General features: G+C 46.6%; 11 protein-coding genes. All 11 read left to right on the top strand.

What is annotated here, in order from left to right:
* Nucleotides 1-159, top strand: a 159-nt coding sequence (locus tag KGY70_09405; GenBank protein MBS3775393.1) for an L-rhamnose mutarotase, incomplete at its 5' end; no start/stop codon positions are given.
* Between the two features lie 14 nt (nucleotides 160-173).
* Nucleotides 174-386 carry a hypothetical protein gene (locus tag KGY70_09400; protein ID MBS3775392.1) on the top strand — a complete coding sequence of 71 codons (213 nt, stop codon included), beginning with the start codon at nucleotides 174-176 and terminating at the stop codon, nucleotides 384-386.
* A gap of 23 nt (nucleotides 387-409) precedes the next feature.
* Nucleotides 410-1,885 (top strand): arylsulfatase, encoded by a 1,476-nt coding sequence (locus KGY70_09395; protein MBS3775391.1) that lies wholly within the window; start codon nucleotides 410-412, stop codon nucleotides 1,883-1,885.
* 117 nt (nucleotides 1,886-2,002) lie between these two features.
* Nucleotides 2,003-3,535, top strand: a complete 1,533-nt coding sequence (locus KGY70_09390) for a hypothetical protein (GenBank protein MBS3775390.1) — start codon at nucleotides 2,003-2,005, stop codon at nucleotides 3,533-3,535.
* Nucleotides 3,536-3,577: 42 nt separating this feature from the next.
* The gene (locus KGY70_09385) at nucleotides 3,578-5,293 is read left to right on the top strand and encodes an alpha-L-fucosidase (GenBank protein MBS3775389.1); all 1,716 of its coding nucleotides are present in this window, start codon (nucleotides 3,578-3,580) and stop codon (nucleotides 5,291-5,293) included.
* Nucleotides 5,294-5,342: 49 nt separating this feature from the next.
* Complete coding sequence (locus KGY70_09380) at nucleotides 5,343-6,881, top strand: sulfatase (GenBank protein ID MBS3775388.1); 1,539 nt, start codon at nucleotides 5,343-5,345, stop codon at nucleotides 6,879-6,881.
* A gap of 28 nt (nucleotides 6,882-6,909) precedes the next feature.
* Complete coding sequence (locus tag KGY70_09375) at nucleotides 6,910-8,484, top strand: arylsulfatase (protein ID MBS3775387.1); 1,575 nt, start codon at nucleotides 6,910-6,912, stop codon at nucleotides 8,482-8,484.
* Between the two features lie 37 nt (nucleotides 8,485-8,521).
* On the top strand, nucleotides 8,522-10,126 hold the full coding sequence (locus KGY70_09370) for an alpha-L-fucosidase (protein MBS3775386.1): 1,605 nt from the start codon (nucleotides 8,522-8,524) through the stop codon (nucleotides 10,124-10,126).
* A 155-nt stretch (nucleotides 10,127-10,281) separates the two neighbouring features.
* Complete coding sequence (locus KGY70_09365; GenBank protein ID MBS3775385.1) at nucleotides 10,282-11,358, top strand: family 43 glycosylhydrolase; 1,077 nt, start codon at nucleotides 10,282-10,284, stop codon at nucleotides 11,356-11,358.
* 226 nt (nucleotides 11,359-11,584) lie between these two features.
* Nucleotides 11,585-13,072, top strand: coding sequence for a sulfatase-like hydrolase/transferase (locus KGY70_09360; GenBank protein ID MBS3775384.1), 1,488 nt, complete (start codon nucleotides 11,585-11,587; stop codon nucleotides 13,070-13,072).
* Nucleotides 13,073-13,093: 21 nt separating this feature from the next.
* Nucleotides 13,094-13,371 (top strand): twin-arginine translocation signal domain-containing protein (locus KGY70_09355; GenBank protein ID MBS3775383.1); only part of this gene is annotated, 278 nt, incomplete at its 3' end.

The raw sequence follows: 13,371 nt of genomic DNA, 5'->3' as shown, positions 1-13,371 counted from the left end.
ACCGGCCATGATTATGCGAAAGACATGAAAAAGATGGCTGCTGATTCCGTTACTCAGCGCTGGTGGCAGGAAACCGACCCATGTCAGATACCCCTTCCGGCAGCAGCTGCTAAAAATCAAATATGGACTCAAATGGAAGAGGTGTTTCATATTGAGTAAATAAAGGGATTACCATGACAAATACTATGCTCAGAACTATGGGTAATCCCATAATCTCATTCACTAGGGAAGGCGATAACAGTAAAGTATCTCTGGGAGAACTGGTTTTAAGGAATTCCGATCCTGTGAAGGTGGAACTGGACGTGCCTTTGTCCAATCCCGCCAGCCAATGGGGAGACCGGATCATGCTCTATGTATATTTGGACAAAGAAGAAAAAGAAGAATGATTTATCATCAAAATAATAGAATTATGTGGAAAAGAACCTTTTTACAATCGGCCCTTGGATTTTCAGTTTTACTGTTCAGCAGTTTTTCAAATTCAGAACAAGATGAGCCTCAGAAGCCCAGTATTGTTTACATCCTTGCTGATGATCTGGGCTATGCTGATGTCAGTCCGATAGCCCCCGATTATTGTAAAATTCCCACTCCAAACATCGAGCGTTTGGCAGAAGAAGGCATGCGATTTACCAATGCCCACGCCGGCGCTTCCGTCTCTACACCTACTCGTTACGGATTGCTTACCGGCAGGTACAGTTGGCGTACCCGGCTGCAAAGCGGAGTTGTGGTTGGAGATCATCCTCCGCTGATTGCATCAGAGCGGTTGACCGTTGCGGGTTTATTGAAGAAACAGGGATATCATACTGCCATCGTGGGTAAGTGGCATCTGGACTATACCTATGCCGAGCCTGAAACAGGGCAAAGAATCAGCCCTGAAAATACATCCGGCCGTTCAGCCGGGGTTCCACTAGGCACGATTATACCCGACGGACCGGTTACACGGGGCTTTGATTACTTCTTTGGATTCCATCATCACCGGGCCATGAAAACCATTGTTAAAAATGACCGCGTCATTCGTGAAATTGAACCTGTAGAGATGATGCCACTCCTAACTAAAAAAGCAGTAGAATATATTCATAAAAGGCCGGATAAACAGCCATTCTTTTTGTATGTGCCTTTTAGCGCTCCCCATGGGCCGATTGTTCCTTCCAGAGAATGGGAAGGGAAAAGCGGTATGGGAAAACACGCCGATTTTGTTATGCAATTGGACTGGTCTGTGGGGCAAATTCTCAAAGCCTTGGATGATGAGGAGCTTACTGAGAATACCCTCGTCATTTTCAGCAGTGATAACGGTACCTCACCCAATGCTGATATTGATCATCTTGAAAATCAAGGACATTTTCCGGTGGCCTGGCTTAGGGGACATAAGGCTGACATTTGGGACGGCGGACATAAGGTACCTTTTGTTGCCAGGTGGCCAGGAGAAATAGCTCCCGGTTCGGTTTCGGATGAAACCATTTGTCATGTTGATTTTATGGCAACCTGCGCCGATCTGTTGGATTTACAATTGTCTGAGACTGTTTCTGAGGATGGGGTCAGCTTCCTGCCTGCACTTTTCAGCAAGTCGTTGAATCGCAACCGTGAAGCCATCGTGCACCATTCCATTCAGGGTAATTTTGCCATCCGAAAAGGCCGGTGGAAACTTATTTTTTGCGCCGGCTCAGGGGGCTGGTCAACACCTGGAGATAAGCAGGCTCTTGAACAGGGATTGCCTAAAATACAACTCTACAACATCAAGAAGGATCCTTCGGAGACAACCAACCTCATTAAGAGACATCCTGAAGTTGTGGAAGAACTCACTTCATTGATGGAAGAATACATAGAGGAAGGCAGAAGTACAGACGGTAAGGAAATGAATAACGATGTTGAAGTTGAGCTTTGGAAATAATTAATATGAAGTTTAAAAGAAATTATGAATAACTAAAACCTTGCAAAACTTTTAACAACCATTATATGATTGCAGACTGTAAAATATCTTAACTTGAAAATGAAAAAATATAAGATCATGATGAAAAGGAAGAGACATTTAATCATTGCGTTGGCAATCACTGCGCTTTCATTGGCGGCAGTTAGACCAAAAAGGACGGATGACGGACCTGGGAAAGGGGAAGCAGTAAAAGATAACGACAAATGGATCATAGATACGCAGCAGGCATGGGAGGCGCAAGCTGCTGATTCAAAAAACATACGGATCAATGAAGGTTTGGTACACCCCACTTCAAGTAAAGCAACATTCAAAAGCAAAATGAAGCGGTTCGATAAGAAGCGCTCAGCGCAATCGATAGTTTTTGACCAGTCACCAGATTGGCAAAACTGGAAACCGATACCTAACGCACAACCCTCCAATCTTCGGGATGCACCGGTTTTTCTGAGTCTGGGGCCAAACAACTACTGGATCTTTGGTCGTTATGGTCCTCTTGAAGGGGAAGAATCTTTCCAGCCAAAAGAAGCGAAGCTGGAAGGTTTTGATGTTGAGCTTACGACCACCCCGGATCCGCATCAGTTTAATGCGCCCGGATCCAATGCACCTCATAAGAAGGGATACCACGCCTGGCAGAGCCGCGACATGGTTAACTGGGTGCATCATGGTTCGGTCACCCCCGAATTTGCACGATGGGTAACCACTGCCGAGTATGGCGACGGGAAGGCTTATATCTATTATGACTATCCCAATGACCAGGATCCGCATCTTTATATTGATGAGGATTTAACCGACGGCAAACCCGGGAAAAACATGGGCTTGGCTTTCCGGGACCCTTCCGATGGTTCCGACTGTGCTTTTATCCGCGATCTGGAAGGCAAATTCCATGTCATCTATGAGGATTGGAGCCCCATTAATGCAAGAAAACATTCGTGGGATTCACCATTAGCAGGCCATGCAGTTAGTAACGATGGGATCAATGATTTTACCATCCTCGAACCCCCGGTTGATGAACGTACCGAACCTACAGGTGACACCGGAACATACAAACACCCCCATTGGTTACAGCATCCAGACTGGGATACCAATATCGCCAAATACGAAATCCACAAGCCGGAACAGAATGCGTTCGGCGACTGGGCAGCCATTGCCATAGGCGGGCAATATTATCTGTTCTGCGACTTCGATCCGGCCAAAGGCCATATGGGTGTTGCATGGTTTACTTCAGAAAGCTTATACAAGCCTTTCCGGAGATGTGGCCGCATAGGCAAAGGCCACCCCGACCCCGACATCGGCTTTGCCGAAGGCAGGTTCTATTTGATCACTCAGTTCAAGAACGACTTTATCAGTCCGGGTCCGTGGGTTGAAAAAGTCACTGCCCGGGTAGGCGTCGACACTACAAACGATGGAGAAATAGACACCTGGACCGATTGGACCGAGGTGAAGGAAACCTACGATTATATTGACGGCTTTGCAAAACAGATAAGTAAGACTTCGGCAGAAATTGACCTGAGCAGTTTACCTTCCGGCTATGGCTTTCAGTTTGAATTTAAAACTACTCAGACCACAGACAACGGTGTACTGCCTGTGATGGATAAAATAACGTTCAATTTCTGAACAATGGAGCGAAAACCATGGCAATAAAAAAATTATATAACAATGAAAACCAAGCATAGAGGAATTGATTCCTCTAGAAAAATCATATCGCGATTAGGGATCGTTTTGATCTTCCTGACGTTCCTGAATACATGCAATCGTCCAGATCTGCCCAAGCCTACCGAGGTGCAATATAAGTGGCATGAGCAGGAGCGGATCATGTTCATTCATTTTGGTCCGGCTACCTGGGCCGGTGTAGAGCAAAACGACCATTCCGTTCCGCTTGAGCGCATCAACCCGTCAAAGCTGAATACCGACCAGTGGTGCGAGGCAGCTATGGCATGGGGAGCCGAACAGATTATTTTCGTGGCTAAGCATACAGGGGGCTTTTGTTGGTGGCAGACCCAAACCACAGATTATGGTATAAGAAACACCCCCTATAAAAACGGGGAGGGTGATGTGCTTCAGGAGCTTTCCGAATCATGCAATGAGTATGGATTGAAACTGGGCGTTTATATCTATCCCGGCGACCGAACATGGGGTGCCGGTATTGGTAGTGGGGGCAGAACAAAAGATCCCTCCAAACAGGAAGCATACAACGAGGTTTTTAGGAAACAGCTTACTGAAGTACTGACCAACTATGGTGAGATGACGGAAGTTTGGTTCGACGGTAGCCTCGTCATTGATGTTTCCGATATACTGGAAAAACACGCCCAAAATGCCGTGATTTTTCAGGGACCCCAGGCAACCATACGCTGGCCGGGAACCGAATCGGGAAAACTTTTCTATCCGGCCTGGAACACGGTAAAAAGCGAGGATCTGAAGACCGGCGTATCCACCCAAATACACGGAACTCCAAACGGCGATGCCTGGGCACCGCTGGAAGCAGATACCCCCTTATATGACCATTACTGGTTCTGGTCACCAGAAAAAGCCAAAAAAAGGAAATCCGTCGATCAGCTTATGGATATTTATTACAAGTCTGTAGGTTATGGCGGAGTGCTTCTGCTGAATGCAACCCCTGATACAACGGGATTAATCCCTGAAAAGGATATGGAACGTTACCGCGAATTTGGCAGAGAGATCAAACGCCGATTCGGTAATCCCCTGGCTGAAGTGAAATCAAAAAAGGGAAACGAGGTTACCCTTACATTTGATAAGCCTACCCTTGTAAACCATGCTATTATTATGGAGGATTACAGGAAAGGGGAGCGTATCCGCCGCTACAGGCTGGAAGGCTTATCCGATGGAAAATGGGTGGAACTGACCAGCGGCATTTCGGTAGGACGTAAAAAGATTGATTACTTCGATCAGATTGAAATAGAGGCGATGAGGCTTATCGTCACAGAATCAGCTGCCACTCCTTTGATCCGATCATTATCTGCATATTTTGTTAGCAACTTTGATCCTCCTGAAAAAGAAAACATGCATGTGTATGCCCGTCCCAGAGTTGTATCCGAATGGCAACGCGAAGATCTGGAGGACAATAAGCTCCGTTTGAAGATTGATTTGAGTGACCAGATCCATGTACCCGGCCAGTACACTTTGTCGGTTAAACCTGAATCGCAGGAAGGTGTTGAAATACGAAATGCTGAAATGTACTACAATGGCAATCAGGCCATGGAAGAATTAGTGACCATAGATGGGCTGAAGGTTCACCTGAATCAAACTGCTCAAATGACTACAGAAAGTAAATTATTTGTAGTTTTGGACATATATGCCCCTGGCGATGGAGGAGGTAAAGTAGAATTTAAGCCTGAATTGGTTTATTCAGAATAAAATGATTCATCAATAAAAAATAATAGCACAAATGAAAAATTGGTTTAAAATGGTTATCGCTACCCTTGGGTTTCTGACAGGTAGTGCGTTAATGTCTGGTTGTCAATCAGAAAAGCAGTCTTCAAAGCCCAACATCATTCTCTTCCTGGTAGATGATATGGGATGGCAGGATACCTCTGTTCCGTTCTGGAAAGAGAAAACGAAATTCAACGAGCGTTATCAAACCCCGGGTATGGAACGGCTGGCATCCGAAGGGATGATGTTCACCCAGGCGTATGCTACTTCTGTATGTTCACCCACGCGGGTGAGTTTGATGAGTGGGATGAATGCGGCCCGTCACAGGGTGACAAACTGGACCCTCCGTAAAAATGCTTCCAATGATGCAAAAAGCAAGGTTCTTGAATTCCCCGAATGGAATGTGAATGGTATTCAACCGACCGATACCATAGAAAGAACAGTGCATGCAACCATGTTGCCGCAGATCCTGCAGGATAATGGCTATTTTACCATTCATTGTGGTAAGGCACACTTCGGGGCCATGGGTACGCCGGCCGCCAATCCGATCAATTGCGGATTCGATGTGAACATCGCAGGTCATGCCGCCGGCGGTCCGGGCAGTTACCTGGGTACCGAAAATTTTGGCAACAAAGAAAAAGGGGGTCATACCCTTCCATGGGGCGTACCCGGTTTGGAAGAATACCACGGCGATTCCATCTTTCTCACTGAAGCCCTCACCCAGGAAGCCATCGAAGCACTTGACAAAGCCCGGGAACGGGGAGAACCGTTTTACCTGTATATGTCGCACTATGCCGTGCATGTACCCTTATACGCTGATAAACGGTTTTACAAAAAATATAAGGAAATGGGATTGCCCGAACCGGAAGCAAAATATGCCTCCATGATCGAGTCGATGGATAAAAGCCTGGTGGATTTGATGAACTACCTGGATGAAAAAGGCATTGCAGACAATACGATCATCCTCTTCATGTCGGACAATGGTGGGTTGAGTGCCCATGCCCGCGGTGGAGAACCACATACCCACAATAAGCCCCTGAACAGCGGAAAAGGTTCAGCCTATGAAGGCGGCATCCGTGTGCCCATGATCGTGAAATGGCACGGCAAAGTAGAACCACAGAGCACTTGCGACGATTACCTGATCATCGAGGATTTTTTCCCGACCATACTTGAAATGGCCGGCGTAGATGATTATTCAACCGTGCAAAAAGTGGATGGTAAAAGCTTTCTGCCCATGCTAACCCAAAAAGGCACTACAGCAATGGGACGCGATCTGTACTGGCATTTTCCTAACAAATGGGGGGCTAGTGGTCCTGGTATAGGCACCACCAGCACCATCCGCAGCGATGACTGGAAGCTGATCTACTATTACCGTGACCGGCATTTTGAGCTTTTCAACATCAGAGAGGATATCCGTGAGCTGGATAACAGGGCAGCGGAACACCCGGAAAAAGTAAAAGAACTGGCAGCCAAACTGGGCAATTACCTTCGAGAAGTGGATGCCCAACGGCCTGTTTATAAAGATTCAGGAAAAAAGGCTCCCTGGCCGGATCAGGTTCACTCAATGGATTAATGGATATTGAAATAGATAAAGGACTTTAATGATGAAACACAACAAATTTAGAAACCTGTTTTTTGTCCTCATCCTTTTTGCCTGGGTTCTGAACTTGCAATGTAAGGATGGTACAAAAAAACGAAAGCCCAACATGGTATTCATTCTGGCCGATGATATGGGTTATGGCGATTTGAGCTGTTTGAATCCTGAGTCAAAGATTTCCACCCCCAACATCGATCGGCTGGCGGAGCAAGGCATGACATTTACCGATGCCCATTCCAGTTCGGCGGTATGTACGCCAACACGCTACGGGATTTTGACCGGAAGATATAACTGGCGTAGCAGGCTTAAGAACAGCGTGCTTTGGCCCTGGGACAATCCCCTGATTAAACCCGATCGGCTTACCATCGGTGATTTTCTGAAACAACACGGTTATACCACGGCTTGTATAGGCAAATGGCATTTGGGATGGAACTGGCAACTAACCGATAGTACAGGTGTGCAGACGAATCTCACCATGGGCGACTGGAATCAGCGGGAAATGCGTTTGGCTTTTGGCGAGAAAGTTGATTTTAGAGCCACTATAAAAAACGGACCTGTAACCCGGGGCTTCGATTATTATTTCGGGGATGACGTTCCCAACTTCCCGCCCTATTGCTTCATTGAGAATGATCATACGGTGGGCATACCGGGTGAAGAGAAGCCTGAGGACATGTTTGGATTTCCCGGCCCGATGATCGAAGGATGGAAACTCAAGGACGTGCTGCCGGCCATTACCCAAAAGGCTGCCGACTACATCCGGAATGAAGAGGCCATTTTTAAGAGGAATGAAGGCGATCCCTTCTTTCTCTATTTTTCTCTTACGGCGCCTCACACGCCCATAGCACCGCTCGAAAGGTTTGAAGGAACAAGCAAGGCAGGTGCCTATGGCGATTATGTGCAGGAGGTGGACTGGGTTGTGGGGCAGGTCATGCAGGCCCTGGAAGAAAAGGGACTTACCGATAATACCCTGGTTATTTTTACCAGTGACAACGGTTCACCTGGCCGCGATGGTACCGACATGGCCGGACCAACCCAATCTGTCCTTAAATACGGACATGATCCCAGCTATCATTTCCGTGGTATGAAAGCCGACATCTGGGAAGGAGGCCACCGTATACCTTTTATCGCCCGCTGGCCGGGAGAAATCAAACCGAATACCACAAGCGGTGAAACCATTTGCCTGACCGATTTCATGGCCACAGCCGCAGCAATTATTGGTGAAGAACCGCCCAGCGATGCAGCAGAGGACAGTTATAACCTCTTACCTTTGTTTAAGGGTGAATCCTATGAAAATCCTCTAAGAGAGGCTACGGTGCATCATTCAGGAGCCGGCCAGTTTGCCATCCGCCAGGATAAATGGAAGCTGATTCTCGGCGGGGGATCGGGAGGATGGAGTGCGCCGAGAAACGACAAGGCCGCAAAGGAGAAGGGATTGCCCCTGATACAACTGTATGACCTGAGCCAGGATGTTGATGAGAGCGACAATCTATATGACCAGTATCCGGAAGTGGTGGATTCTCTTAGAAAGTTGCTGGAGCAATACAAAAGTGAAGGCAGGAGCGTTCCTGTTCGCAAGTGAATAATGGTTTTATGTATAAATATAAATACTTCTAATTATGATTAAATTAAGAATAGTAATTTTCATCCTGTTTTTAGCGGCAATCAATACCAATTGCTATGCTCAGGATAAAGGGCTTACTTGGAAAGAACTTGGTGAGCAGTATGAGTTCCCCAAGTGGTACACAGAAGCCCGTTTTGGTATATGGGCCCATTGGGGTGCCCAGACAGAACCCAGACTGGGTGGCGGCTGGTACGCCAGGCATATGTATATGCGGGATGTCGGAGATCAAACATGGGGAGAAAATGCTTACCCCTATCATTGTGGAAAATATGGGCATCCATCTGAGAAGGGATTTAAAGATGTGATCCATGAATGGAAGGCTGAAAATCTGGATACCGATGCCTTAATGAAGTATTTTAAGAAGATCGGCGCCAAATATTTCGTGGTGCTGGCCAATCATCACGACCATTTCGACAACTTTAATTCCGCGCACCATCCTTGGAATTCGGTGAATGTGGGACCCAAACGCGACATCGTTGGAGAATTTGAGGCGTCTGCGGAAAAATATGATATGCCTTTCGGCGTAAGTTCTCATGACGATCGTTTTTTGAATTGGTGGCTTCCAGCTTTTGGAGCGGATTCTACAGGACTCAAAAAAGGTGTTCCCTATGACGGACACATGACCAAAGCTGATGGCAAAGGAAAATGGTGGGAAGGTCTGGACCCGGCAGACCTATATGGACTGCCACCCGAAAAAAGAACACCGGAATGGGTTGAAGGAGTAAAGCATAATTGGATGCTGCGACACAAGGAATTGGTTACCAAATATGATGTAGACATGCTTTGGTTTGATGGTCACGGATTTCCGTATAAAAAATATGGAAAGGAAGTATGCCGTACTTTTTTTAACCATAAACTGAACAAGGAAGGGGACATAAATGCGGTTATTGCCGGTAAGATCAGCAATGAGCCGTCCATTGTAAAAGATATAGAGCGGGGCGGTTCCAACGAGATCCTCCACATCCCGTGGCAGGGAACCCTTACCTTCAACAGCTGGTTTTATAAAGAAGACAGGCCTGTCCGGCACAATGCCCGAACAGTCATTGAAATGCTGACCGATATCATCAGCAAAAACGGCAACCTGTTGCTGAATGTGGAACTTTTGCCCGACGGAACCATTCCTCCCGATCACAAAACCATCCTTGATGACATTGGGGAATGGATAAACCTGAACAGCAAGGCGATTTATGCGTGTGAACCCTGGAAAGTTTATGGTGACAACCTCAATTCGTACCTAAAACGACTTGAAAAAGAAGCAGTAAGCGAAGCGGATCTGGAGGCATTGAAAGAACAGGCAAATAGTGAGCACTTCAATGAAAGGACAATTGAAAGTCCTCAATATGGCCCGGAAGAGGTAAGGTTTACCACCAAAGGAGATGTTTTGTACATTTTTGTGCTGAATCCGGAGAAAGGAGAAATAGAGCTGCCATCCCTGGGTTTGAACTCGGAATATAATCCCGGAAAAATTCGTTCAGTGAATATGCTGGGAAATGATTCAAAAATCAGATTCAAACAAAGTAAGGATACATTTATTTTAACTGTTCCAGGGGAAAGGCCCAACGAATATACAACCGTATTTGAGGTAAAAGGAGCTTTATAATCAAATGCTGAACTTATAGCAAAAAATGAATAATTTTACCTCTGGTTAGGATATCCTCGCTTTGAAAAATCTGGTATCCTTTACTATTTAACATAATTTGTTTAATTAATCTATAGATGTAGCAAAACTTAATAAGAGCTTAATATTCCTTAATTATGAAAAACAAATATTTGAATGTATTAAACACGGTTTTATTATTAACCATCTCTTATATTGATATAGCAGCTGCTCAGGATAATACTGAACTGCCGGAATTCAGGAATAAATCATTCATTTTTCAGGAGCTGGCCGGGAAGAACGCTGACGGTAGCCGCGGCATCGGTGAGCAGAAAGGGGTAACACGCCGTGACCCCAGTGATATACTAAAAGTTGATGACACCTATTATGTATGGTACAGCAAGGTAGTCCATAAGGATGTTGATGAAAAAGAGCAACATTTAAAAACTTCCGGCTATACAGCTACCCTCTGTTATGCCACATCAAAGGATGAAGGACACACCTGGAAGGAACAGGGAGAGGCACTTGGGGTAGGCAGAAAAGGCTCTTTTGATGGACAAGCGGTATTTACGCCCAATATCCTGGAATACCAGGATAAGTATTATCTATACTATACCGGAGTGAAGCATACTCCGGGCCTTGATCATTTTGAGAACAACAGCACCAATGATTTTACCAACATAGGGGTGGCTGTGGCAGATTCCCCGGACGGACCTTTCAGGCGCGTAAGTTCTGAGCCAATACTACCTTATAATCCTGATGGAACGAGCTTTGACAGCTACCGGGTGGATGATGCTTCCTTGTTGATACGCAATGATAAAATTTGGTTGTATTACAAGGGACGGAACCTGGCTGATGGTCGTTCCGGCCCGGCTCAGACAAAGATGGGCGTTGCCTTTGCAGATAAGCCTGAAGGTCCTTACAAAAAGTACGAAGGCAATCCGATACTCGACAAGAGTCACGAGGTGTTCATCTGGGCCCATCGTGAGGGTGTTGCAGCCTATGCATCCATAAGCAAAACACTTGAGTATGCTGCGGATGGATTGGATTTTAAAAGCCAAAAGGCAGGGATTAAAACGGTCCCTAAGCCCAATGCTCCCGGTGCATACCGCAAGGAATTAACAGAGCATATGGAATACGGTCCCGGTGTGGAGTGGGGAATATCCATGCGACATGGCCCGAATCCTTACCTGGTTCGCTGGGAATGTGATTTATCCATACCCAATGCAGATTAATCGGAGAAATAAAATGACCCAATGATCATGAAAAACAAGAAGAAATCTGTCAAGGGGCGAAGCCCCGAAAGATAATAGCCCGGGGTTTTTACACCCCAGGTGTGAAAACCCTGGGTAATATAAATCAAATTATGGAAAGCTCTGAAAGAGCGCAAGTAGATATTCAAGTTATCCTATAAATAATAAGAAGCAATTCTATAGTGGAAAATATAAACATTCCATTACCATGAAACAAAAAAGAAATTTAAAGACCGTTTTTCTGAAAGCCATGACAGGATTCCTATGTTTTCTCTTTACCTCCTCTCTAATGAAAGGAGCTGAACAGGATAAACCTGAAAAACCAAATATCCTTTTTATCCTGGTGGATGACCTGGGCAAGGAATGGATCTCCTGCTATGGAGCTGAAAAGATTGAAACGCCCAATATTGATCGGTTGGCCCAGACAGGCATGCGTTTCGAGAATGCCTACAGCATGCCCCAATGTACACCAACGCGTGCCACCCTGTTAACGGGTCAATATCCCTTTCGCAATGGCTGGACGAATCACTGGGATGTACCTCGCTGGGGGAGTGGTTGTCATTTTGACCCTCAGCGCAATGCTTCTTTTGCCAGATTGCTCCGTAATGCCGGCTATGCTACAGCCATTGCAGGTAAATGGCAGATAGATGATTTCCGGGTCGAACCTATGGCTTTGTATGAGGCAGGCTTCGATGCCTGGTCGGTATGGACCGGTGGGGAAGGTGGCAACATCGAAAAAAGCAGCCACCGGTATTGGGATCCTTATATCCATGAAGGGACGGTTCATGGTACCCGGAGCCAGACACGCGATGAGTTTGGTCCGGATATCTACACCAATTTCCTCATTGATTTTATGATAGAGCATAAGGATAAGCCCCTGCTGCTTTATTACCCAATGTGCCTGACCCATGGCCCGCTGGTGACAACCCCCGACGAACCGGATGCCAGTGGAACAGAAGGCAAGTTTAAGGCTATGGTTCGTTATATGGACAAAATGGTCGGTCGACTGATGAGTGCCCTGGAGGAAGAAGGATTGCGCGACGAAACCATCATCATATTCACCACTGACAATGGCACGATGAATAGGCAAACGGGCATAAGAGATGGCCGTGAGGTTCGCGGAGCAAAGGCTCAGCGCAGTGAGGCCGGAACAGCCATGCCTTTCATCGTCAGCGGTCCGGGATTGGTGCCACAGGGAAAGGTTACCCTTGCCCTGACGGATTTTACCGACATTCTACCAACTTTTGCAGAACTGGCTGGTTCAAAGCCCAACCAGCGATGGCAGGTCGATGGCCATTCCATCGCACCCCTGCTTTTGGGTAAAACCACCGATTCACCACGTGAGTGGATCTGCTCTCAGGGAGGCCATCCTGCTTCTTTTCAGAATAACCGTGTGGTACCTGCAGATTTGTTCGATGATCGCGTCATCCGCAACAAACGCTGGAAGCTGTGGGTCAATACCAAGCGTAAGCCGGTTAAGCTGTACGACCTGAAGAATGACCCGTGGGAGGAAAACAACCTGATCGACAGCAACCACGAGGATGCCCGGGCAGCTAAGAAAGAACTGATGAAGGTGATCAAAAAGATGCCAAAGGTAGATGCGGCACCCGGTTATGATCCCAATCCAGCCATGCCATGGGACAAAGGTGATTATGAGGGCGTGCTTGACGCTTCAAACCGTCGGTTCAGGTATTAAGAACTCTTAAATCAATATGCTATGAAATACAACAAAGAATCACGAAGACAATTTCTGAAGAAAACGGCTTTAACAGCAGGCGGACTGGCTACTGGTGCTGCCCTGCCTGCCTATGGAAATAAGCTGGAAAACAATAGCGAAGGGATCACAAGAGTATCGGACGAAGGAAAAGATCTGCCAAGGCCCACCCAGGGCCAGATCGACTGGCAGGATTGCGAGGTAGGGCTTATCTACCATTTTGATATCTCAGTGGCTGTCGGCAGACACGAGTCGGGTAACAATGCTTATCGGGAAGTGTT

The organism is Bacteroidales bacterium, assembly GCA_018334875.1.
In the GTDB taxonomy this organism is placed as follows: Bacteria; Bacteroidota; Bacteroidia; order Bacteroidales; family UBA12077; genus JAGXLC01.
Note: the sequence above shows the minus strand (reverse complement) of the source record. Positions and strands in the feature narration are given on the sequence as shown.